Raw genomic sequence first — 22,244 nt, forward strand, 5'->3', positions numbered from 1 at the left:
CCGCGAGCAGCGGGGGTGCCGGGCCGTCGTGCGTGCGGGGCGCGCGAGGATCAGAGGATCTGGCGCAGGTTCGTGCGGGCCAGGTCGAGGATCTCGTCCCCCTTGCCGGAGAGGACCGTGCGCAGCGCGTAGAGCGTGAAGCCGCGGACCTGCTCGGCGCTCACCGTCGGCGGGATGGAGAGCTCCTGGCGGTCGGTGACCACGTCGATCAGGGCCGGGCCGGGCCGCGAGAGGGCCTCCTTGAGGGCGACCTCGAGGTCGGCCGAGTCCTCGACGCGGACGGCCGGGATGCCGACGGCCTCCGCGACCTGCGAGAAGTCGGGGTTGGCCAGCTCGGTGCCGAAGTTCACGAAGCCCGCCGCCTTCATCTCCAGCTCGACGAAGTTGAGCGAGGAGTTGTTGAAGACGACGACCTTCACCGGCAGGTCGTTCTGCTTCAGCGTGAGCAGCTCGCCGAGCAGCATCGCCAGGCCGCCGTCGCCGGCCATCGCGATCACCTGGCGGTCGGGGTGGGAGGCCTGGACGCCGACGCCGTGGCTGAGCGCGTTGGCCATCGTGCCGTGGTTGAAGGAGCCGATGAGGCGGCGCTTGCCGTTCATCGTCAGGTAGCGGGAGGCCCACACGACGGGCGAGCCGACGTCCGGGATGAACACGGCGTCGTCGTCGGCGAGCTGGTCGAGCAGCCGCGCCACGTACTGCGGGTGGATCTTCCGGCCGGCCTTCGTCGGGGCGGCCAGCTCGTCCAGCTTCCCGCGCGTCTTGCGGTAGTGCGCGAGGGCGTCCTCGAGGTGCTTGCGCTGCGTCTTGCGGGTGAGCAGCGGGAGCAGCGCGCGGGCGGTCTCCCCGACGTCGCCGACCAGGCCGAGGTCGAGCGGGGCCCGACGTCCGAGGTTCTCGCCCCGCACGTCGACCTGGATCTTCGTCGCCTTCTCCGGGTAGAACTGCGTGTACGGGAAGTCGGTGCCGAGCATGAGGAGCGTGTCGGCCTCCTCCATCGCCTTGTAGCCGGAGGCGAACCCGAGCAGGCCGGTCATGCCGACGTCGAACGGGTTGTCGTACTCGATGTGCTCCTTGCCGCGCAGCGCGTGGACGATCGGGGCTCCCAGGGCGTCCGCCAGGGCGACGACGTCGTCGTGGGCGCCGGCCACACCGGCGCCGGCGAGGATCGTGACCTTCTCGCCGCGGTCGAGCAGGCGGGCCGCGGTGGCCAGGTCGGCGTCCGCCGGGATGACGCGGGGGCGCGAGGTGGTCACCTTCGAGACGGTCGTGTCCACGGCGTCCGAGAGCGCGACGTCCCCCGGGATGACGAGCACGGCCACGCCCTGCTTCTCCACCGCGGTCTGCATCGCGATGCGCAGCAGGCGCGGCATCTGGGCGGGGCTCGCGACGTACTCGCAGTAGACGCTGCACTCGCGGAAGAGCTCCTGCGGGTGCGTCTCCTGGAAGTAGTTGGAGCCGATCTCGGCGGTGGGGATGTGCGCGGCGATCGCCACGACGGGGACGCGGGAGCGCTGGGCGTCGAAGAGCCCGTTGATCAGGTGCAGGTTGCCGGGGCCGCACGAGCCGGCGCACACGGCGAGGTCGCCGGTGGTGGCGGCCTCCGAGGCGGCGGCGAAGGCGGCGGCCTCCTCGTGGCGCACGTGCACCCACGAGATGCCCGACCCGCGGAGCGCGTCGGTGAAGCCGTTGAGGGAGTCACCCGGGACGCCGTAGACGCGGGTGACGCCATTGGCCTCCAGGGTGTCGACGATGTTCTGGGCGACGGTGGTCATGTCCCTCCGATACCCACCTCGCCCGGACTTCCATGCTGCTCCTTCCGTCACACGTCGAGAAGTGGGCGTCGGGCCTCGCTCGATGCGTCTCGCCCCTTGCCCGGACGCGGCGCGGCCGGGCCCTCCACCGCGGGGGTGGCGGGCCCGGCCGGGCGCGCGGGCGGGGGCGGAGCGGGCGTCAGCGGACGCTGCGCACCATGAGGACGGCGAGGCCGCCCAGGACGCCGAAGGCAGCGCCGGTGAGGAACAGGCCCGGGTAGCCGACGCTGGCCACGATGAACGGGGCGAAGACCGGGAGCAGCGACTGCGGGAGCGCCTGGGCGATGTTGATGACGCCGAGGTCCTTGCCGGCCTGGCCGTCGTCCGGGAGGACGTCGGAGACGAGCGCGAGGTCGACCGCGAGGAACGCGCCCAGGCCCATGCCCAGGAAGCACTCGGCGACCACCAGCACGGCGAAGGAGCCGGCCATCGCCATGACGCCGAGGCCCAGCGCCGCCACGAGGGCGGAGATGAGGACGAACGGCTTGCGGCGGCCGGTGCGGTCCGAGAGCCAGCCGAAGAAGAAGGTCGTGAGCAGGATGCCGAGCGCGTTCGCGAGCGTCGCCTGGAAGACCTTGGTCGCGGCCTCGGTGACCGAGTAGCCGAGCTCGTTCATCACGAAGTAGGTGAGGTAGCTGGTTGCGGTGAACGAGGTGGTGATGAGGCAGAAGCGGGTGACCCAGGCCCAGGCCAGGTCGGGGTGCTTGCGCGGGTTGAACACGAAGGAGGAGAAGATCGACAGGACGTTGAGGCGCTCGGCCGGCGGCTCGGTGCGACGGACGTCCTTGATCGGGAGGATCGCCAGCACGAGGACGACGAGGCCGATGAGGGCGGGCACCAGCATCTGGGTGTAGCCCACCGCGAAGAGCTGGACGAAGAAGGTGCCGATGACGGCGCTGAGGTTCTGCGCCAGGCTGATGAGGGAGGCGACCTTGCCGCGGAAGCCGACGCTGACCTGGTCGGGGAGCATCGCGACGAGGGGCGCGAGGGCGAAGTTGAAGCCCAGCTGGCAGATGGACCAGCCGACCACGACCGTCCACACGGCCGGGCTGAACGCGATGACCAGGATGCCCACGTACGCGATGACCGCGCCGGAGAAGATCCAGGGCTTCCGCTGGCCCATCCGGCTCATGGTCCGGTCCGACAGCCGACCGGTGATCGGGTTCACGATGAAGGCCACGGCGGCACCGATGGCGAGGACCAGGCTCAGGTTGGTCGCGGAGTTCGCCGCGTCCAGCGTGGTGAGGGCCAGCGCCAGCGACACCAGCAGCGGCGCCATGATGGCGATCATCAGGCCGAGCATGGCGGTCGGGATGGCGACGAGCGCGATCCTGTCGCGGCGCCTCTGCTCGTCCGAGATCGAGGCCGGCTCGAGGCCGCTCGCGTCCGCGCTGACGGGTGTCGGTGAGGCAGTGGTCATCGGAGACCCTCTTTCAGGTTGAGCGTGATGCGCAGCACTACAGTTGTAGTGATGCGCACCATACATCGAAAACCTCCGCGTGGAAGTTTTTGGTCCCTGTCAGGTGTTCATGAGTTTCTTCATCGGTCAGGATGGGTCGAACATGCAGGTCACAGGGGGGAGCCAGGTGAGCGGGGTAGAGGCCGACGAAGGTCGGGCCGGCAGGCGGGGGCCGTACGCGAAGAGCGCACGACGACGTGAGCAGATCCTCGACACCGCGATCGAGGTGTTCGCCGAGCGAGGGGTGGACGGGACGTCCCTGCGCGCGATCGGCGACGCCGTGGGCACCACCCACGCCGCGCTGCGGCACTACTTCCCCTCGAGGGACGCCCTGCTCGTGGAGGTCCTGCGTCGCCGCGAGGGCCGGATGCTGGAGGAGCTGGAGGACTCCGGGCCGTTCGGCTCGCTGCAGGAGGCGACGAAGCTCAACGCCACCACCCCGGGGATCGTCGCGCTGCACACCTCGATGCTGGCCGCGGCCGTCCAGGACTCCGACGGCGTCGCCGCCGAGTACTTCACCGAGCGCTACCGCGCCGCCCGGGCCGCCCTCGCCGAGCGGCTCCGGGAGGGGCTGACCGACGGTGCCGCCAGGTCGGAGCAGGAGCTGCTCGACCTCGCCGCCGTCCTGCTCGCCGTCTCCGACGGGCTGCAGGTGCAGTGGCTGATGGACCCCGACGTCGATCTCGTCCGCACGTTCGACCTGCTGGCGCGGCTCGTCTCCCCGTCGGCTGGGGGCTGACGGCGGCCGGCTGAGGGCTGACGGCGCGGCTGGCTGCGGCTGGCTGGGGCCTGCTGAGATTGCGGCTGGCTGGGCCGCGGCCGGCTGAGGCTGCGGCCGACTGAGCCGGCGTTCGGTCCTCGTGCCCACGAGGACCGAACGGGGCAAGCAGCCGAGGCGCGCCCGAATCAGTCCAGGTCAGCGGGCTGCCTTCCAGCCGACGTTCGCGTTGGGTCCTCGTCGCCACGAGGACCCAAGCCCCACGCGGGCACCCGGCCTTCGGTCCTCGTGCCGACGAGGACCGAACGGGCCTGCCGGCGGGGGTGGGTGCGCATCAGGCCAGGTCAGCGCGTTGCTGACACGGCGGTGGGTGGGTTCGGTCCTCGCGCCCACGAGGACCGAACGAGACACAACCGGCCGCAGGGGCAGCGGCAGACAGGTCAACAGACGGCGGACGCGCCGGCGCGCGCGACGTCCTCGTCCTGCTCAGCGCTACCGCCACTGACGCCGACGGCACCGGCCAGCGAGCCGTCCACCAGCACCGGCACCCCGCCGGGGAAGGCGGCGACGCCGGCGCGGGCCGCGATCCCCAGCCGGACGTCGGGCTCCCCGCCGATCGCGGCGCCCAGCGCCCCGGTGCTGAGCCCGCCGAAGCCCGCCACCGTCCGCGCCTTGTCGAGGGCCAACTCGGCCGAGGCCGCGAAGGCGCCGTCCATCCTGGCGAAGGACAGCAACCGACCGGCGTCGTCGGTCACCGCGACGTCCACCGCGACCCCCAGGTCCTCGGCCCGGGCCAGTGCGGCCGCCAGGCACCGCTGCGCCCCGGCCAGGGTGAGGACGGGCCGCGAGCGGGTGGCCGGGGCCAGCGAGTCGAGGGCGGTGCCCGTGGCAGAGCCGGCGTGCGACGTGGTCATGACAGGCACTCTGCCCGCCGCGCCAGCGCTCGACGGGCGCGCGTCCCGCCCAGAGGAACGGCCCAGAGGAACGGCCCAGAGGAACGGCCGCGAACCGAAGTGGCTCAGGCGTGCAGGTAGGCGCCACTGAGCAGCTCGGGGTTGTCCCGCAGCTCCTGCGCACCGCCGCTGAACGCCAGCCGCCCGCCCTGGATGACGTGGGCGTGGTGGGCGACACCCAGCGCGACCTCCGCGAACTGCTCGATCAGCAGCACCGCCGTCCCCTCCGCCGCCACCTGCTCGAGCACCGGCGCGAGCCGGCGCACGACCACCGGCGCCAGGCCGAGCGAGAGCTCGTCGACCACGAGGACGCGAGGGTTGGTGGCCAGCGCCTGGGCGAGCGCGACCATCTGCTGCTCGCCGCCTGAGAGCAACGAGGCCTGCGAGGTCAGCCGCTTCTCCAGCTCGGGGAACAGGGCCAGCGCCCGCTCCCGTCCGGCTCGGGCCTCGCGCCGGGACAGGGGGTAGGTGGCGACCTGGAGGTTGTCCTCCACGGTCAGCCCCCGCAGGAGCCAGCGCCCCTCGGGCACCACGGCGAGGCCGGCCTTGCGCACGGTGTCCGGCGAGGCCCCCGCGAGCTCGCGGTCGCCGAGCCGCACCGAGCCCTGCTCCAGCGGCAGGAGGCCGCCCAGGGCCAGCACGAGGCTGGACTTGCCCGCGCCGTTAGGCCCCAGCAGCGCGGTGACGGCCCCGGCGGGCACCGACAGCTCCAGCCCGTGCAGCACCTGGCGCCCGGCCCGGGCGACCACGAGGTCGTGGATGGTCAGGTCCGCGCTCACGCGACCTCCTCGGTCGTGCCGAGGTAGGCGGCCAGGACCAGCGGGTCCTGCAGCACCTCGGCGGTCGGGCCGGTCGCCACGAGGCGACCGAAGTCGAGCACAGCGAGCTTCTCGCAGCAGGCGGAGACCAGCGCCATGTCGTGGTCGACCAGCAGGACGGTGGCGCCCAGCCGCTCGGGCACGGCCCGGATGAGGGCGCCGAGCTCCTCGGACTCCTGGTCCGGCAGCCCGGCCGCGGGCTCGTCGAGGAGCACGAGCCGCGGCGAGCCGACCACGGCCCGGGCCAGCTCCACGAGCCGGCGCCCCCGCATGTCGAGGCTGCCCACGAGGCGGTGCGGCTGGTCCGCCAGCCCCACGAAGTCGAGCGCCGCGGCGACGGCCTCGCCGGCCCCGCCCCGTCGTCCGTGCTCGTAGCCGAGGCGGACGTTGTCCGCCACCGTCAGCTCGCGGATCGCCTGCTCGGTCTGGAAGGTGCGTCGCAGCCCCCACCGGGCCCGGGCGTGCGGCCGCATCGACAGGAGGTCCTCCCCGTCCACGGTGATCCGCCCCTCCGCGGGCCGGGCGAAGCCGCTGAGGACGTTGAAGAACGTCGTCTTGCCGGCGCCGTTGGGCCCGATGAGACCCCAGGCCCCGCCGTCGATGGTGAGGTCCACCCCGTCCAGGGGGACCACGCCGCCGTAGCGGACGGTCAGCCCCTCGATCCGCACCTCGGTCATCGGGCACCTCCTCGGGAGAGCCGGCGCGCCAGCCGGGACAGGTCGTGGCCGAGCTGGGCCGCGGCACCCTGCGGCGAGACCAGGACGGTCTGGATGACGCCGACACCGAAGGCGATGAGCAGGACGTCCGACGGGATGCCCCACACCTGGAGCAGCGCGGGCACCACCTTCACGAAGACCGCCGCGACCACCGACCCCCACAGCCCGTAGACGCCGCCCATGAGGCAGGCCGCGAGCAGCAGGATGTTGTTCTCGGTGGGGAACTGGTAGGTGGTCACGCCACCGCCGCTGGCGGCCAGGAGCGCGCCGGCCGCACCGGTGATGAAGGCGGCGAGCGCGAAGGCCCACAGCTTGTAGCGCACCACGCTGACGCCGGCCGCGACCGCCGTGGCCTCGCTCTGCCGGATCGCCGCCCAGGCGCGCCCCGCCTTGCCGCGCAGCTGCCAGACGACCAGCCCGAACAGCGCGCCGACGATCAGCAGGGTGAGCACGTAGAAGGCCCCGTCGGACGTCGCGAAGGACGGCCGGGCCAGCTGCGAGGTGCCCGCGGCGGTGTTCGAGAACCCGAGCACGCCGTCACCCCCGTTGGGGAACTGTGTGGCGGCGAGGACGACGGTCACGCCGGCCGCGGCCATCAGCGTGATGAGCGCCAGGTACAGCCCGGAGAGGCGCAGCGCCGGCAGACCGACGAGGACGCCCACCAGCCCCGTGAGGAGGCCGGCGAGGAGGACGACGAGCAGGAACGGCAGGTCGAGGCCGTAGCCGATCCGCAGCGCGATCCACGCCCCCACCGCCAGGAGCGCGAACTGGCACAGGGAGACCATGCCGACGCGTCCGAGCAGGAGCGAGACCCCCAGGGCCACCGCCGCGTAGATCGCGGTGGCGGTGAACGTCTGCACCCAGTAGGGCGAGGAGTAGAGGGGGACGGCGAGGACGGCGAGCGCCGCCACGGCCCCCGCGATCCGGGGCAGCCGGGAGGGTGCCTCGGGGACGGTCCCACCGGGGCCGGGGACGGTCTGCGCTGCCGGGTCCGCTTGTCGCAGCATCGTGGTCATCTCACACCCTCGTCTGGAGCGGACGGCGCCACGCGAGCCAGAGCAGCATCACGATGGCGAGGAGGAACGGGGTCGTGTTGCGGTACTCGCTCACCGCGTCGAACGAGGTGAGGCAGGACTGGACGACGCCGATGGCGAAGCCCGTCCCGAACGTCACCCACAGCGAGCGCAGACGGCCCACGACGGCGGCGGCGAGCGCCGGGATGATGAGGAAGGTCAGGCTGGTGACGTCCAGCCCCACCAGGCCGGTCATGAGCAGGCCGGTGACGGAGGACAGCAGGCCGGAGACGAACCAGGCGGCCGCCTCGACCCGGCGCACCGGGACCCCCAGCATGGAGGTGACCTCGCGGTCGTCCGCCATCGCCCGCATCGCGGTGCCGAGGCGCGTGAAGCGCAGGAACAGCGTCGTGACGACGGTGGCGACGAGCGCCAGGACGATCGCGATGATCTGGGTGCCGGTGACGTAGGCCCCGGCCACCTCGACCGAGATCGCGGTGCTCGGCAGGGTCAGCGCCCGGGCGTCACTGCCCCAGACCAGGGACATGGTGCCGAGCAGCACGAGCATCAGGCCGAGCGTGCCGATGGCCTTCTCGAGCCCGTCCCGGGCCGCGAACCGCGGCCCGAGCAGGACCCCCCAGAGCACCGTGATGCCGGTGCCGGCACCGATGGCCGCGAGGAAGCCCCACAGCTGGGGCACCCCGTTCTCGACGATCAGCGTCCAGGCGAGCAGCGCGCCGAACGCGCCGACCGCACCGGAGGCCAGGTTCAGCACCGCGGTGGCCCGGAACAGGACCACGGTGCCGACCCCGGACAGCGAGTACACGCCGCCGAACGCGAGCCCGAGGACCACGAAGGGGAGGAGGTCGCCCATCACCGACCCCTCCCCCACTCGGGGGCTTCCTCGCGGCGCGTCACTCCTTGATCCCGTTCTTCGTCTCCCAGGCGCGGATCGTGTCCAGGTTGTTCACGGGCGTCGCGGCCAGGGCGAAGCAGGACCCGTCGTCGGTCAGCTGGCCGTTCTCGATCTGCACCGTGCGGGTCCAGTTGTTCGACATGTGCACGTCCAGCCCGTCACCGAAGTAGTAGGGCTTGCACAGCAGGTCGGAGGTGTAGTCCGTGGTGGCGGCGATCGCGGCGTTGACGGTCTCCTTGCTCAGGTCGTCCACCGGGACGGAGAGCATGGCCTTGACGGCGACGAGGGCGGAGACGAAGCCGAGCTGGCCGTAGGCACTGAGCGGGGTGTCCGGGGTGTAGTCGGCCCGCAGCTGGCGGAACAGCTGGGCGTCCGGGCCGTCGGAGGAGGGCAGCGCCATCTCGGCGTTGATGCCGATCTTCCCGTCCCAGGCGCTGCCCAGGGACTTCACGAGCTCGCTGTCGTTGCAGCCGCCCGGGCAGGCCCAGGTGACCTTGTCCTGCAGGCCCTGCTGCGTCACGGCGTTGAGCACCTTGAGGGTGTCACCCGGGTTGAAGTTGACCACGACGCCGCCGTTGTCGCCGGCCGCCTCGACCATCTTCAGCGCGAGGCCGTTGGCGTCGGTGATCGGCACGTTCTCGAGGAAGCTCTCGGCGTCGATCCCCGCGTCCTTGGCGTAGTCGAGGACGCCCTGGTTGACCAGGTCGGCGCCCGGCGCGTTCGAGGTGAAGATGACGATCTTGTCCACGCCCTGGTCGGCCAGGTACTGCGCCGCGGCGGTGGAGCTCCCGGAGCTGCCGATGTTGATCGGGGAGAAGTTGCTCATCCCGAAGCAGTCGTTGGTGATGCCGGCGGCCACGATCTCGTACCCCGCGTCCGCGTAGGCCTGCCCGTTGACCGGGCAGTCGAGCACGCTCATGCCGCCGACGAGGGCCATCGGGTCCTGGGCCAGCAGCTTGGAGCCCAGCGACTGGGTCGTGGCCGGGTCGGTCGTGTCCTCGTAGACGACGTACTTGATCGGGCGGCCGTTGATGCCGCCGTTGTCGTTCACGCAGTCGAAGTAGGCACCGGCCATGTCGGTGGCGTCGGTGAAGCCGTCCAGGCCCGCCTGGCTCGTGACGAGGGCGCCGATGACGATCGGGTCGCCCGTCGCCTTCTCGCCGTTGCCCAGGCCGCAGGCCGAGGCGCCGGAGGTGTCGCCGGTCTCGTCCGCGGCGGAGTCCGAGCCACCGCAGGCGCTGAGGGTCGTGGCCGCCACGAGGGCGGAGACCGCGAGAAGGACGGGGGTGCGCCGGAGAGGCGCGAGAAGGGTGGGGATCCTCATGTCTGTGGGCTCCGTCTGGGATCAAGGACTCCCCCGGAGCAGGCCGTTCGGCTCCGGGTCGTTAGTAAGATTTCTAACTAGTTTGACCGTAGAGTGCCGTGCGTCACATCGTCAAGGGTGTGCACGCAGAAGCCCCGCCGGAAGATCTCCGGCGGGGCATCGTGGGCGACTCAGACCAGGCGGTCGGCCGGCGTGGGCGGGTCGGGCACGGGGAACGACCGGACCTTGGTGAGCAGCTGCACGAGCATCATCTGCTCGGCGGAGGTCAGCGAGCTCGCCCACGCGGTCTCGCGGGCGTTGTTGAGCCGGAAGAGGGTCCGACAGACGTCCTTGCCCCGCTCGGTGAGGGAGATCGTCACCGAGCGCCCGTCCCGAGCGGACCGCTCCCGCTCCACCAGGCCGTTCTTCTCCAGGTTCTTCACGATGCTCGACGTGCTCGCCTGGGACACGCTGTGGATCTGCGCCAGCTGGTGCGGCGTCTGAGGGCCCAGCGTGAGGAGCGCGAACATGTTGCGGAACGCCGCCCACGTGAGGCCGGCCGGCCGGTGGACCGAGACCTCGAAGTCCTGCTGGAGCCGGTCGGCGGCGCGGATGATGTCGAAGCAGACGACCGTCGCCAGGACGTCCGCGCCCGGCACCTCGGCCAGGATCGCCGCCGCGACCTCGTCGTCCTCGTGGCCGGCCGTGCCGAACCCGGGGGTGTCACTCATCCCGCCACCGTAGACAACGTCCGCCCCCGACGACAGGGCTGGTTCCCGAGCATCCGCCACCCTTGATTTCCTTAGACTTCTCACTATAGTGTGAGCCCGACCACATCCTACTGTCGTGCTGCAGGAGTTCCGGTGACCGCCTCGCTCGCCCACATCGTCCACGACCCCGTCCTCGACCGGCTCGAAGCCGTCGTCGGCTCGGAACGGTTCTACCGCACCGAGGAGGGAGTGGACTCGTTCGGCGACCCCTTCTGGCCCTCGGACGACACCACGCGCCGGGCCGGCGCGGTCGTCGAGCCCGAGACCGTCGAGGAGGTCCAGGCCATCGTCCGGATCGCCGCCGAGTCCGGCACTCCTGTCTGGACCTTCTCCCAGGGTCGCAACAACGCCTACGGGGGCCCCGGCGCGGTCGTGGGCGGCTCGGTGCTGCTCAGCCTGCGGAGGATGAACAAGATCCTCGACGTCGACCCCGAGCGCGCGACCGCCCTCGTCGAGCCCGGCGTCCGCTTCTTCGACATGTACGACCACCTGCGCGAGCAGGGTCTCCCGCTGTGGTCGTCCGCCCCCGACCTCGGCTGGGGCTCCATCGTCGGCAACGCCCTCGACCACGGCGTGGGCTACACCGTCCACGGCGACCACGCCTCCCGCATGTGCGGCCTCGAGGTCGTGCTGCCCGACGGCGAGCTGCTCCGCACGGGCATGGGCGCCATGGGCCGCAGCGGCGCCTGGCAGGCCCACCCCCGGGCGTACGGCCCGAGCGCTGACGGGCTCTTCACCCAGTCGAGCCTCGGCGTCGTCACGAAGATGGGCATCTGGCTCATGCCCGAGCCCGAGTGCTACCTCTCCGGCACCATCGCCGTCCCCCGCAAGGAGGACCTCGAGCCGCTCATCGACGCCATCCGGCCGCTCATGCTCAACGGGACGATCCAGAACCAGCCCGCGATCGGCCACACACTGTTCGTCGCCTCCATCATCGACGGGGCCCCGAGCCGCGCCGAGGTCTACGACGGCCCGGGTCCCGTGCCCGAGGAGGTCGTCCTCCCGCTGGCCGAGCAGCTCGGCATCGGCCGCTGGAACATGCGCTTCGCCCTCTACGGCCCGCAGGGCGTCGTCCGGGCCAAGATGCGCCGCGTGCGCGAGGCGGTCGCCCACATCGCGGGCGTCCGCGTCGCCGGCGAGGAGTTCGCCGGCTCCGAGGTGCACGAGAAGGCGAAGGACCAGAACGCCCAGGTGCAGGCCGGCATCCCGAGCCTGGACCTGATGAAGGCCCTGGACTGGTACAGCGGGCCCGGCGGCGGGCACCTCGACTTCAGCGTCGTCACGCCGCTGCGCGGCGCCAGCGCGACCGAGGTCCACGCGATGATGGACCGCGAGATGGCCGGCACCGGCATCGACTGGGACCCGGCGATGATCCTCTCGGGCCGCTGCATGATCAACGTGGCCCAGCTCTACTTCCACCCGGAGGACAACGAGAAGGCCCGTCGGGTCTTCGCCCTGGCGCCGGGCCTGGTCCGCAGCGCGCGGGAGCTCGGGTACGGCGTCTACCGCACGCACGTCGCGCTCATGGACGCCGCCGCGGCGGCCTACGACTTCAACGACCACGCCCAGCTGCGCCTCAACGAGCGCCTCAAGGACGCGCTCGACCCGGCCGGCGTCCTGCACCCCGGCAAGCAGGGCGTCTGGCCCGCCCGCTACCGCGACGCCCTTGCGGGCGCCTGACCCGGCCCGACCGACCTCCGGCAAGGAAGAGACGATGACCGACACCCACCTCGAGCCGACCACCTGGGCACCGAGCACCGACCCCGCCCCGGGCGTGGACCCGGCGCTCGTGGCGGCCTGCACCGAGCTCCTCGGCGCGGACGCCGTGGTCAGCGACCCGGTGCTCATGCGCGAGTTCCGCGACCCCTACTCCCACGCGAGCTGGACCCAGCACGAGCCGGGCCTCGTCGTGTGCCCGACCACCGTCGAGCAGGTGCAGGAGCTCGTCCGCCTGGCCGGCCGCTTCGACACCCCGACCTGGACCATCTCCCAGGGCCGCAACAACGGCTACGGCGGCCCCGCGCCGCGCGTGCCCGGCTCGATGGTGATCAGCCTGCGGGGGATGAACCGCATCCTGGAGCTGGACGAGGAGCTGGCCTACGCGGTCGTCGAGCCCGGCGTCCGCTTCTTCGACCTCTACGAGGAGGTGCAGCGCCGCGGGCTGAAGCTGTGGCCCTCGATCCCCGACCTCGGCTGGGGCTCGATCATCGGCAACGCGATGGACCACGGCGTCGGCTTCACCCCGCTCGGCGACCACCCCGCCCGCTCCTGCGGCATGGAGGTCGTGCTCGCCGACGGCTCGCTCGTGCGCACCGGCATGGGCGCCATGCCCGACAACCCGACGTGGGCGCTGCGCAAGCACGGCTTCGGCCCGCACCACGAGGGCATGCTCATGCAGTCCAACCTCGGCATCGTGACGAAGATGGGCTGCTGGCTGGTGCCGCAGCCGGAGTACTACGTCTCCGCCGAGGTCACCGTGCCCCGGGACGAGGACATCTCGACCCTCATCGACACGGTGCGCCCGCTGCTGCTGGACGGCACCATCCAGAACTCCCCCATCGCCTACAACGTCACCCTCATCGCGGGCGCCTTCAGCGGCGTCCCGCGCTCGCACTGGTACACCGGCGACGGGGCCGTGGACGACGCGGCGATCGAGAAGATGAAGGCGGAGACCGGCGCCGGGGCCTGGCTCATGCGCTTCGCCCTCTTCGGGTACGAGGACGTCGTGAGCGAGCAGCTCGCACGGTGCACCGAGGCCTTCGCCCGGATCGAGGGCTCCCGCCTGACCCACCGCGGCTTCCGCGGCGACGAGGTCGTCCACCAGCTCACCGCGCTGGAGCGTCCCCGCCCCGCCGACGGCCCCGAGGGGGCCGTGGACCGGCTGCGGCAGCAGTCCGACACCACCCAGGCCGGCATCCCCTCGCTCGACCTGCTCGACAACCTGAGCTGGGACGACCACGGGGTCGGTGGACACCTGGACTACTCCCCCGTCACCGAGCTCGACGGCGCCCGGGTGCTCGAGCAGACCCGCTGGTTGCGGGAGGAGTGCGCGGGCGAGGGGCTGGACTACGCCGCGTCCCTGATGATCTTCCCGCGCGCGTGCATCAACATCGTCTCGCTCTGGTTCAACACCGCCGACGAGGCGGGGACGCGCCAGGCCTACGAGTTCACCGGCACCCTGATCGAGCGCGGCGCCGAGCGCGGCTTCGGCGCGTACCGCACCCACCTGGAGCACATGGACCGGGTCGCTGCCACGTACGACTGGAACGACTCCGCGCTCGCCCGGTTCAACACGCGGATCAAGGACGCGCTCGACCCCCAGGGCATCCTCAGCCCCGGCCGCTCCGGGATCTGGGGCAGCCGCCGGGCACCCCAGGGGTGACCCGCAGCGTGCGGCGCTGAGGAACCGCAGCTCGACGAGCAAGGGCCCCGCCTCCCGATCAGGGAGGCGGGGCCCTTGCTCGTGCCGGCCCTCGTGGGGCCGGGGCTCAGTCCTGTGGGTAGGTGAGGAAGTAGTGCTCCTTGGTCTGGGCCAGCCGCACGCGCTCCACCGCGACGTCCACCACCGCGGGGATGCCCTCGGCGTTGGCCTTCGCCGCCCGGACGAGGGCCTCGCGCACCTGGGCCGGGTCCTCCACGCGCTCGCCGTGGCAGCCGCAGCCGCGGGCGACCGCGGCCAGGTCGGGCTGCACCTCGAAGGCGGTGTCGAGGATGCGGTCGCCGTACTGGTGGTGCTGCAGGTCCCAGATGGAGCCCAGGGCGTCGTCGTTGAGGACGATCCACGTGACCCCGAGGCGGTAGGTGGCCGCGGTCGGCAGCACGTTCATCACCATCTGGAACGACCCGTCGCCCACGAAGCACAGCGCCTGCCGCTCCGGGTGGACGAGGCGGGCCGCCGGGATGGCTGCCGCCACGTAGCCCATGCCGTAGAAGCTCGAGGGCATCACGGTGCTGCGCGGCGAGTGCACCCGGAAGTTCGGGAACGCCCCGGCGATGTGCTGGGCCAGCGCCCCGACGTCGATGCCGAGCACGGCGTCGTCGTCGAAGACCTCCCGGGCCGCCCGGATGACCCGGGTGGGGTGGATGGGGGTCTGCTCGGACGCCGCGAGCGACTCGATCTCGGCCTCCACCTCGGCCAGGCCGGCCGCCAGGCCGGCCCAGTCCCAGGACGACGAGGGCGACGGGCCCCCGCCCAGCTCCTCGACCAGCTGCCCCACGAACGTGGCGACGTCGGCCACCACGCCGCGGTGGGCGGGCACGCCGCGGCCGTGCTCGGCGGCCTCCAGGTCCACCTGCACGTAGCGGGCCTCGGGGCGCGGGACGGCGCCGGGCTGCCAGTTGCTCTCCATCTCCTCGAAGCGGGTGCCGAGGCCGAGCACCACGTCGGCCTCGCCCAGCGCGCGCTTGGCGACGGGGTTGCGGTGGGCGCCGAGCCCGCCGAGCACCCGGGTGTCGTCCTCGTCCAGGACGCCGCGACCGCTGAGGCTGGTGAGCACCGGGGCGTCCAGCAGCTCCGCGAGGGCGGCCACCTGCGCGCCGGCGCCGGAGGCGAGCGCCCCGCCGCCGCAGACCAGCAGGGGGCGGGACGCGGCGGCCAGCTCGGCCGCGACCGTCCGCACCACCTCGGCGGGCGCCGCGACGGCGTGGTCGACCTCGGCCCGCAGGTACGGCACGTCCTCGACGTGCTGGGTGAGGACGTCGCGGGGCACGTCGACGAGGACCGGCCCGGGCCGACCCGCGCGGGACACCGCGAAGGCCTGGCGCACGACCTCCACCAGGAGGTCGGCGCGGTCCACCCGGACCGTCCACTTGGTGACGGGCTCGAAGACCCGGTCGGTGGCGACCTCCTGGCTGGCGCCGCGCACGAACGAGGACGTGGCCCCCCGGCCGCCGAGGACGACCATCGGCGTGGCACCGACGTGGGCCTCGGCGACGGCGGTGAGCGTGTTCGTCACCCCCGGCCCGGCCGTCACCAGGACGACGCCAGGCACGCCGGTGAGCTGTGCCTCCGCGGCGGCCATCGCCGCCGCGTGGTGCTCGTGCCGGACGAGGACGGACTCGATCCCCTCGGTCGCGTGGATGCCGTCGTAGATCGGCAGGACGTGGCCGCCGGGCATGCCGTACACGCGCTGGACGCCCTCGGCGACCAGGGCGCGCACCACGGCGTGCCCGACGTTGATCCGGCCCTGGGGGGCCGCGGTGACGTCGGCGGCCATCAGAAGGGGTACGCCGCGATCTCGGGACGCAGCGTCAGCCACTGCGTCTCGGTGAAGGCCTCGAGGTTGGCGGCCGCGCCGCCGAACCGCGAGCCCGTGCCGGACTCGCCCACGCCGCCGAACGGCACCATTGGCTCGTCGGCCACGGTCTGCTCGTTGATGTGCACGATGCCGCTGGGCACGGCGTCCGCGATCCGCATCGCGCGGCCGACGTCCCCCAGGATGCCGAGCGAGAGACCGTAGGAGCCGGTGGCCGCGAGCGAGATCGCCTCGTCGTCGGTGGAGAAGGGCAGGACGGGGGCCACGGGGCCGAAGATCTCCTGGCTCCAGGCCGGCATGTCCGGCGTGAGCCCCGACAGCACGGTCGGGGAGTAGAAGAGGTCGGTGAACGTGCCGCCCGCGGCCAGGGTGCCGCCGGCGGCGACGGTCCCCTGGACCACCGCGTCGACCCGCTCGAGCTGCCCGGCGTCGATGAGCGGCCCGAGCGCCACCTGGCCGGACGCCGGGTCGCCGACCGGCAGGTGCGTCGCCTTCTCCACCAGGGCGGCCACGTACTCGTCGTGCAGCGACTCGTGCACCAGGTGGCGTCCGGTGGTCATGCAGATCTGACCCTGGTGCATGAAGGAGCCGAAGGCCCCGGCCGACGCGGCCTTGGCGAGGTCGGCACCCGGCAGCACGACGAGGGCGTTGTTGCCGCCCAGCTCGAGGTGGGTCCGCTTGAGGTGCTGGGCACCGAGCTGGCCGACCCGACGGCCGGCGGCGGTGGACCCGGTGAACGAGACCACCCGGACCTCGGGAGCGGAGACCACGGCCTCGCCGACGTCCACCCCGCCGGGGAGCACGTGGAGCAGGCCTGGGGGCAGCCCGGCCTCCTCGTAGATCCGGGCGTGCACGATGCCGCCGCAGACCGCGGTCCGCGGGTCCGGCTTGAGCAGGACGGCGTTGCCCAGCGCGAGCGCCGGGGCGATCGAGCGGCTGGAGAGGATGAGGGGGAAGTTGAACGGGGCGATGACGCTCACGACCCCCACCGGACGGCGGCGGGCCATGCTCCACCGCTCCTCGTTCGTGGCCAGGACGTCGCCGACCGGGTGCGTGGCGAGGCCGGCCGCCTCGTAGCAGTCCGCGGCGGCGCGGTGGGTCTCGAGCTGCGCCTTGGGCGGGATCGAGCCGGACTCGCGGACGATCCAGTCCTCGATCTCGGCCGCGTGCTGCTCCCACAGGGCGCCGGCGCGGCGCAGCACGGCGGCCCGCTCCTCCGGCGGGGTGGCGGCCCAGGCCCGCTGGGCCTCGGCCGCCCGGGGGGAGGCCTTGAGGACGTCGTCCGGGGTGGCGACGCCGACCTCGCCGAGGGTCTCGCCGGTCGCGGGGGCCGTGACGGCCGCGACGCCGCCGGAGCCGGCCGTCCACCCGTCGGAGTAGAGGCGCCCGGTCCAGGTCTGCGCGTCGAGCAAGCTGTGGGACATGGTGATCTCCTTCACACTGTACTTAGAAGTCACACTAAATGGCGGACGGGTCGCCGACAACGGCAGGCACCGGTCGAATTGTTGGGAATCGGCGCTTCCAGCAGGTGCGAGCCCGGGCCACCCGGGTTGCCGCCGGCCCACGTCGTCCTAAAATTCACCCTTCCCAACTAGTTAGACTTCAATATAAGTTGCGTGGCGTACGCCACACCCGTGGACGCCCTGAGGAAGAAGGACCGCCATGACCACGGCACCCCTGACCGTCGCGGAGCGCGACCTCGCCGGCCGCAGCGGTCTCGTCACCGGCGCGGCCGGCGGCATCGGTCGGGCCAGCGTCCTCGCCCTGGCCGCGCGCGGCGCGCACGTCGTCGTCACGGACGTCGCGGCGCTGGCCGACGCCGGCGAGGAGACCGCGGCCCTCGCCGAGAAGGAGGGCGGCAGCGCCACCTTCGTCCCGGCGGACGTCACGGTGCCCGGCGACTGGGAGCGGGTCGTCGCGGCGGCCCTGGAACCGACCGGCACCCTCGACTTCGCCCACAACAACGCCGGCATCAGCCTGGCCGCGCCGTTCCTGGAGACCGGCACCGAGGACCTGCACCGAGTGCTCGAGGTCAACCTCGTGGGCGTCTGGCTCGGCCTCCAGCACCAGCTCCCGCACATGCTCGCCGCCGGGCGCGGCTCGGTCGTCAACACGGCGTCCCTGGCCGGGCTCAAGGGGCTCCCGCTGGGTGCCGCGTACGCGCTGAGCAAGCACGCCGTGGTGGGCCTGACGCGCAGCGTCGCGCTCGAGCACGCGCAGGCCGGCGTCCGCGTGAACGCCGTGTGCCCCGCGGCCGTCGACACGCCCATGACCGCGGCGCTCCCGGACGAGCTGCGCGCGCAGATCGTCGCGCCCCAGGCCATCAAGCGCTTCGCCCGGCCCTCGGAGATCGGCGAGGCGGTGGCCTGGCTCGTCTCCGACGACTCCTCGTTCCTCACGGGGGTCGCGCTTCCCGTCGACGCCGGCGCCACGGCCGGCTGACCGTCCCGACCTCCACGACCTCCCCACGAGAAAGGCCCACGCCATGTGCGCCCAGCACGCCTCTCCCTCCCTCTCCAGCGCGCCCAGCCCGGACTCCACCGCGACCGTGACCGTCGACCACGTCGGCATCTCCGTGCGCGACCTCGAGGGCCTGGCGACGTTCTACGGCTCCGTCTTCTCCCTCACCGAGGAGTTCCGCTTCACCGTCGAGGAGGCCGGCCTGTCCGCGGTCGTCCTGCGCAGCGACGCCGGCTGGGGCATCGAGCTCCTGCACCGCGCGGACTCGACCACCCCCGCCCGCTGGACCTCGCCGGACGAGGCGGTCCGCAGCCAGGGGCTCGGACACCTGTGCCTGCGCGTCACCGACGACCTCGACGACCTCTACGAGCGGCTGCTCGCCGCGGGTGGCTCCCCCGTCGTCACCCCGCGGATCGGGCCGCACCCGCAGGTGCGGATGAGCTACGCCGCGGACCCGGAGGGCAACCTGATCGAGATGATCAGCTTCCTCGAGGGCTTCGGCTCGTGAGGATCATGGAGGGCCGCGCCGGAGTCGTCACCGGCGCCGCCGGCGGCATCGGCCGCGCCTGCGCCCTGGGCTACGCCGAGGCCGGCGCCCGGGTGGTCGTGAGCGACCTGGCCGCGCGGCGGGACGAGGGCGAGGAGACCGTCCGACTGGTGCGCGAGGCCGGCGGCGAGGCGCTGTTCGTGGCCGCCGACGTCGCCAGCGAGGCCGACCAGGAGGCCCTGGTCGCCGCCTGCGTCCAGGCCTGGGGCACGCTCGACTACGCGCTCAACAACGCGGGCGTCGAGCACCAGGCCTCGCTGGTGGAGATGGAGGAGAAGGACTTCGACCGGGTCCTCGAGATCAACCTCAAGGGCGTGTGGCTGGGGCTCAAGCACCAGCTGCGGCAGATGCGCCTCCAGGGCCACGGGGCCATCGTCAACACCTCGTCCCTGGCGGGCTTGGTCTCGCCGCCGCTGCTCGGCGCCTACGTCGCCAGCAAGCACGGCGTCGTCGGCCTGACGAAGACCGCAGCCGTCGAGAACGCCGACCTCGAGATCCGCGTGAACGCGATCTGCCCGGCCTCGATCCGCACCCCGCTGATGGACGTCCTCACCCCGGACCAGCTCGAGCTGTGGGTCTCCCGGATGGCGATCAAGCGCCTCGGCGAGCCCAGCGAGGTCGCGGACGTCGCGGTGTGGCTCTCCAGCGACAAGGCCTCGTTCGTCACGGGGGTCGCCGTGCCCGTCGACGCCGGCGCCTCCGCCATGTGACGACCACTCCCACTCTCAAGCAGACTCGCAGACCACCAGAAGGAGCCACCGATGCTCACCCTCCACGACGGCCCCGCACCCCGGCTCGACGTCACGATCGTCCCCCGCGAGGCCGAGCGCCTGCTCGGCTTCGTCACCGACCGCCGCCAGCGGCTCATGCTGGAGAACTTCCGCCGCCACGGCATGTATGAGGTCGCCGGACGCTGGACCGAGATCCTCGACCCCGCGCTCACCGTCGAGCACCCCGTCTACCGGGTCGCCGACGGCCCGAGCACCGAGGTGTTCGACGGGATGGAGGCGGTCCGTGGCTTCTACGGCGGTATGACCGACGCCGGGCTCAACGTCCTGTTCCCGATCTGGGAGCGGATGGCGGTCTCCGACTGGGGCATCGCCTTCGAGTCCCAGCTGGCCCACGTAGTGCCCGGCGAGCTCATGGCCGTGATGGGTCACGAGGTGGAGGACACGTCCGTCACCTACCTGCTGAGCCAGCGGGTCAGCAACGTGTGGCCCTTCAACGACGAGGAGCGCCCCCGACTGCTCGGGGAGCACGTCTACCTGGACCAGGCCTCCGCCGAGGCCTGGGTGCTCCCCGAGGAGCACGTCGTCACCCCCAAGATGGCCACCGAGGCGCTCAGTCCGCTCGTCGACGCCCTGCCGCCGTACACGTCGCTGTGAGGCTTGTGTCCGTATGAGGCTGGCCCGGCTCTGAGTCTCGCCTCGGTCTGAGGCTCGTCAGGCTCCGAGTCTCGCCCGGCTGTGTGGGCGTTCGGTCCTCGTGCACACGAGGACCGAACGGTCCGGCCAGCCCGGGGCCATCCGCATCAGCCCAGGTCAGCGCGATGCCGGCCAGCCCGCTGCCGCGTTGGGTCCTCGTCGCCACGAGGACCGAAGCGCCACGCCGGCGCCCGGCCTTCGGTCCTCGCGTCCACGAGGACCGAACGGTCCGGTCCGCCCGAGGCAATGCGCAACAGCCCAGGTCAGCGCGACGCCGGCCAGCCCGCTGCCGCGTTGGGTCCTCGTCGCCACGAGGACCGAAGCGGCCCGGGGGGCAGCCGACGAGGCACTCAGCTCCATGGACGCCCCGCCGCCCTACAGCTCGCCCGAGCCACACCCCCAGCCGGCCGCGTCACACCCCAGCCCGCCCGCGTCACACCCCGCCACGGGAAGACGCGGACCCGGGCCAGATGCCCTGCTTCCCAGGAGCCAGGACGCCGAGGGGGTCGAGTGCGTCCTTGATCCGGCCGACGGTCCGGCGCAGCGCGCTGTCGTTCGCGTCGTACTGATCCGCGACGAGGTCCATGAACGCCGGGTGGCTGCGGTACGGCGCGTAGCCGGCCGCGGACGCGTCGGCGACCAGCGCGGGGAAGAGCGCGGCGACGCGGGCGCAGTCGGCCGGGTCGTCCCGGTCGAAGGCGACGAGCGCGAGGGCGATGGCGTGTCGGGCGTTGAGCGTGAACCCGCCGGCGTAGTCGAACCCCTCGTCCTGGATGCGCGCCCGCAGGAGGTCGCGCTGCCGCACCGCGTCGGCGCCGGTGGGCGGGCAGACGAGCGAGAAGTCGGTGTGCGCGGGGGTCCCGCCGCGCCAGGCGGCCATCTGGATGAGGTCGGTGGACGGGATGCCGAGCTGGGCCCGGTCGGCCGGGTGCACCTCGGCCGGGTCGACGTCCCGGCCGTAGGTGGTGACGCGGAGCGAGGCGTCGGGCAGGGCCGCCTCGACGGCGGCGCGCACGACGTCCAGCCTGGCCTCGACGAGGGAGGCGGGGCCGTAGAGCGCGAACCGGGCGTTCCAGCGGCCGGTGCCCATGGCGGCGTTCATCGCGAAGAGCGCGCTCTCGGGGAGCAGCCCGGGGCCGTCGTACCAGGCGGCGCGGGGGCTCACCATCGAGGCGACGACGGGCGCGTTGCCGATGACCGCGTTCGACTGGATGGTGCCCTCGAGCATCAGGGGACGCAGGACGTCGACCAGGCCGGCCAGGTCGTCGTCGTGCGGGGTGGTGAGCATGCAGACGGCGGTGGACTCCGGCCGCGGCGCCAGCCACACCCCGATCTTCGTGACGATGCCCAGGTTGGACTGGAAGAACAACCCGTCGACCGACGGCCCGAAGCCGCCCTTGTAGAGGGCGAAGGCGGTGCTGTCCGCCTTCGCGCCCATGCCGGTGCGCACGAGCGTGCCGTCGGCGAGCACCACCTCCATGCCGCACTGGAAGGCCGAGTGGTCGCCGTGAGAGGTGTAGCCGAAGCCGCGCTCGAGGGCGTTGCCGAGGACGCTGCCCCAACCGATGTCGGGCACCGACGGCATGAGCGAGGAGCCGGTGCTGCGCAGGTGCTCGGCCAGCGCCAGGAACGAGACACCGGGCTCCACGACGACGTAGCCGGTCTCGTCGTCCACCTCGACGACGGCGTCCATCCGGTGCAGGTCGACGACGACGCTGCCGGGCACCCGCGGGCTCGCGCCTCCGTAGCCGTAGTTGCGCCCCCGGGAGACCGGCCACAGCGGGACGCGGTGCTCGCCGGCGAGCCGGACGACCGCCCGGACCTCCTCGACATTGCCGGGCAGCACCACCCCGGCGGGGACGACGGTCGCCTCGCCGAGGAACGAGAACGGGTCGGCGTGGCCGGCGACGTCCGCGCCGACCAGCACGTGCTCGCGCCCCACCGCGGCGACGAGCGCCTCCTCGACCTCGGGCGCGAGCCGGGGCGGGCCGTCGGGGAGGACGTCGGCGAGGACGAGGGGTGCCACGGCGGCGGTGCTGGTGCTCACGGGTGCTCCGATCAACGCGGGAGGCCGGAGGGTG

19 protein-coding genes are annotated in these 22,244 nt (G+C 72.6%); 7 read left to right on the forward strand and 12 right to left on the reverse strand.

All coding sequences use genetic code 11. The features are described 5' to 3' along the window. Positions 1-50 precede the first annotated feature (50 nt). Both poxB and E8D37_RS15230 read right to left on the reverse strand, forming a co-directional pair. Positions 51-1,772, reverse strand: coding sequence for a ubiquinone-dependent pyruvate dehydrogenase (gene poxB, locus E8D37_RS15225; RefSeq protein ID WP_136570676.1), 1,722 nt, complete (start codon positions 1,770-1,772; stop codon positions 51-53). Positions 1,773-1,950: 178 nt separating this feature from the next. Continuing rightward, positions 1,951-3,231: an MFS transporter gene (locus E8D37_RS15230; RefSeq protein WP_168929772.1), complete on the reverse strand. Its 1,281-nt coding sequence runs from the start codon at positions 3,229-3,231 to the stop codon at positions 1,951-1,953. Positions 3,232-3,397: 166 nt separating this feature from the next. Here E8D37_RS15230 and E8D37_RS15235 point away from each other — a divergent pair, with 166 nt between their 5' ends. Continuing rightward, complete coding sequence (locus E8D37_RS15235; protein WP_168929773.1) at positions 3,398-4,009, forward strand: helix-turn-helix domain-containing protein; 612 nt, start codon at positions 3,398-3,400, stop codon at positions 4,007-4,009. A gap of 419 nt (positions 4,010-4,428) precedes the next feature. On the opposite strand, the gene E8D37_RS15240 is transcribed toward E8D37_RS15235, so the two are convergent. The 7 genes from E8D37_RS15240 to E8D37_RS15270 all read right to left on the reverse strand — a co-directional run bounded on the left by E8D37_RS15240 (position 4,429) and on the right by E8D37_RS15270 (position 10,438). Then, positions 4,429-4,902 (reverse strand): heme-binding protein, encoded by a 474-nt coding sequence (locus tag E8D37_RS15240; RefSeq protein ID WP_136570681.1) that lies wholly within the window; start codon positions 4,900-4,902, stop codon positions 4,429-4,431. 104 nt (positions 4,903-5,006) lie between these two features. Then, entirely contained in the window at positions 5,007-5,720 is a 714-nt protein-coding gene (locus E8D37_RS15245) for an ATP-binding cassette domain-containing protein (protein WP_136570683.1), read from the reverse strand. After that, a complete protein-coding gene (locus E8D37_RS15250) occupies positions 5,717-6,436 on the reverse strand; it encodes an ATP-binding cassette domain-containing protein (protein WP_136570685.1) in 720 nt (239 codons plus the stop codon). Before E8D37_RS15250 ends, E8D37_RS15245 begins: the two co-directional genes overlap by 4 nt. Then, positions 6,433-7,491, reverse strand: a complete 1,059-nt coding sequence (locus tag E8D37_RS15255) for a branched-chain amino acid ABC transporter permease (protein ID WP_136570686.1) — start codon at positions 7,489-7,491, stop codon at positions 6,433-6,435. The genes E8D37_RS15250 and E8D37_RS15255 overlap by 4 nt, the downstream gene beginning before the upstream one ends. Position 7,492: 1 nt before the next feature. Then, a complete protein-coding gene (locus E8D37_RS15260; protein ID WP_136570688.1) occupies positions 7,493-8,362 on the reverse strand; it encodes a branched-chain amino acid ABC transporter permease in 870 nt (289 codons plus the stop codon). 40 nt (positions 8,363-8,402) lie between these two features. After that, positions 8,403-9,728 carry an ABC transporter substrate-binding protein gene (locus E8D37_RS15265; protein WP_136570690.1) on the reverse strand — a complete coding sequence of 442 codons (1,326 nt, stop codon included), beginning with the start codon at positions 9,726-9,728 and terminating at the stop codon, positions 8,403-8,405. Between the two features lie 170 nt (positions 9,729-9,898). Further along, positions 9,899-10,438 (reverse strand): MarR family transcriptional regulator, encoded by a 540-nt coding sequence (locus E8D37_RS15270; protein ID WP_136570691.1) that lies wholly within the window; start codon positions 10,436-10,438, stop codon positions 9,899-9,901. A gap of 132 nt (positions 10,439-10,570) precedes the next feature. Between E8D37_RS15270 and E8D37_RS15275 the strand changes: the two genes are divergently transcribed. Together E8D37_RS15275 and E8D37_RS15280 are read left to right on the forward strand one after the other, a co-directional pair. Then, the gene (locus E8D37_RS15275) at positions 10,571-12,157 is read left to right on the forward strand and encodes an FAD-dependent oxidoreductase (RefSeq protein ID WP_168929774.1); all 1,587 of its coding nucleotides are present in this window, start codon (positions 10,571-10,573) and stop codon (positions 12,155-12,157) included. 34 nt (positions 12,158-12,191) lie between these two features. Continuing rightward, positions 12,192-13,859, forward strand: coding sequence for an FAD-binding oxidoreductase (locus tag E8D37_RS15280; RefSeq protein ID WP_206055777.1), 1,668 nt, complete (start codon positions 12,192-12,194; stop codon positions 13,857-13,859). A gap of 106 nt (positions 13,860-13,965) precedes the next feature. Here the strand turns inward: E8D37_RS15280 and E8D37_RS15285 are convergent, their stop codons facing one another. Together E8D37_RS15285 and E8D37_RS15290 are read right to left on the reverse strand one after the other, a co-directional pair. Continuing rightward, positions 13,966-15,693 (reverse strand): thiamine pyrophosphate-binding protein, encoded by a 1,728-nt coding sequence (locus E8D37_RS15285; RefSeq protein WP_136570695.1) that lies wholly within the window; start codon positions 15,691-15,693, stop codon positions 13,966-13,968. Next, positions 15,693-17,156, reverse strand: coding sequence for a benzaldehyde dehydrogenase (locus E8D37_RS15290; RefSeq protein ID WP_136570697.1), 1,464 nt, complete (start codon positions 17,154-17,156; stop codon positions 15,693-15,695). The genes E8D37_RS15285 and E8D37_RS15290 overlap by 1 nt, the downstream gene beginning before the upstream one ends. Positions 17,157-17,394: 238 nt before the next feature. Between E8D37_RS15290 and E8D37_RS15295 the strand changes: the two genes are divergently transcribed. From E8D37_RS15295 to E8D37_RS15310, 4 genes are read left to right on the forward strand one after another with little or no spacing between them, the layout of a single operon-like run. Further along, positions 17,395-18,174, forward strand: a complete 780-nt coding sequence (locus E8D37_RS15295; protein WP_136570699.1) for an SDR family oxidoreductase — start codon at positions 17,395-17,397, stop codon at positions 18,172-18,174. 43 nt (positions 18,175-18,217) lie between these two features. Then, positions 18,218-18,700, forward strand: a complete 483-nt coding sequence (locus E8D37_RS15300) for a VOC family protein (protein WP_136570700.1) — start codon at positions 18,218-18,220, stop codon at positions 18,698-18,700. 5 nt (positions 18,701-18,705) lie between these two features. Further along, positions 18,706-19,449 (forward strand): glucose 1-dehydrogenase, encoded by a 744-nt coding sequence (locus E8D37_RS15305; protein ID WP_136570928.1) that lies wholly within the window; start codon positions 18,706-18,708, stop codon positions 19,447-19,449. Between the two features lie 51 nt (positions 19,450-19,500). Then, positions 19,501-20,124: a hypothetical protein gene (locus tag E8D37_RS15310; protein WP_136570701.1), complete on the forward strand. Its 624-nt coding sequence runs from the start codon at positions 19,501-19,503 to the stop codon at positions 20,122-20,124. A gap of 472 nt (positions 20,125-20,596) precedes the next feature. Here the strand turns inward: E8D37_RS15310 and E8D37_RS15315 are convergent, their stop codons facing one another. Then, a complete protein-coding gene (locus E8D37_RS15315) occupies positions 20,597-22,210 on the reverse strand; it encodes an FAD-binding oxidoreductase (RefSeq protein ID WP_206055779.1) in 1,614 nt (537 codons plus the stop codon). Between the last annotated feature and the right edge of the window lie 34 nt (positions 22,211-22,244).

The sequence above is a fragment of the Nocardioides sp. GY 10127 genome (assembly GCF_004919085.1).
Classification (GTDB): domain Bacteria; phylum Actinomycetota; class Actinomycetes; order Propionibacteriales; family Nocardioidaceae; genus Nocardioides.

Coding starts and splice junctions, on each gene's coding strand:
- poxB (WP_136570676.1), bottom strand. CDS start 1,772: ATGACCACCGTCGCCCAGAACATCGTCGACACCCTGGAGGCCAATGGC.
- E8D37_RS15230 (WP_168929772.1), bottom strand. CDS start 3,231: ATGACCACTGCCTCACCGACACCCGTCAGCGCGGACGCGAGCGGCCTC.
- E8D37_RS15240 (WP_136570681.1), bottom strand. CDS start 4,902: ATGACCACGTCGCACGCCGGCTCTGCCACGGGCACCGCCCTCGACTCG.
- E8D37_RS15250 (WP_136570685.1), bottom strand. CDS start 6,436: ATGACCGAGGTGCGGATCGAGGGGCTGACCGTCCGCTACGGCGGCGTG.
- E8D37_RS15255 (WP_136570686.1), bottom strand. CDS start 7,491: ATGACCACGATGCTGCGACAAGCGGACCCGGCAGCGCAGACCGTCCCC.
- E8D37_RS15260 (WP_136570688.1), bottom strand. CDS start 8,362: ATGGGCGACCTCCTCCCCTTCGTGGTCCTCGGGCTCGCGTTCGGCGGC.
- E8D37_RS15265 (WP_136570690.1), bottom strand. CDS start 9,728: ATGAGGATCCCCACCCTTCTCGCGCCTCTCCGGCGCACCCCCGTCCTT.
- E8D37_RS15270 (WP_136570691.1), bottom strand. CDS start 10,438: ATGAGTGACACCCCCGGGTTCGGCACGGCCGGCCACGAGGACGACGAG.
- E8D37_RS15280 (WP_206055777.1), top strand. CDS start 12,192: ATGACCGACACCCACCTCGAGCCGACCACCTGGGCACCGAGCACCGAC.
- E8D37_RS15285 (WP_136570695.1), bottom strand. CDS start 15,693: ATGGCCGCCGACGTCACCGCGGCCCCCCAGGGCCGGATCAACGTCGGG.
- E8D37_RS15290 (WP_136570697.1), bottom strand. CDS start 17,156: ATGTCCCACAGCTTGCTCGACGCGCAGACCTGGACCGGGCGCCTCTAC.
- E8D37_RS15295 (WP_136570699.1), top strand. CDS start 17,395: ATGACCACGGCACCCCTGACCGTCGCGGAGCGCGACCTCGCCGGCCGC.
- E8D37_RS15300 (WP_136570700.1), top strand. CDS start 18,218: ATGTGCGCCCAGCACGCCTCTCCCTCCCTCTCCAGCGCGCCCAGCCCG.
- E8D37_RS15305 (WP_136570928.1), top strand. CDS start 18,706: ATGGAGGGCCGCGCCGGAGTCGTCACCGGCGCCGCCGGCGGCATCGGC.
- E8D37_RS15310 (WP_136570701.1), top strand. CDS start 19,501: ATGCTCACCCTCCACGACGGCCCCGCACCCCGGCTCGACGTCACGATC.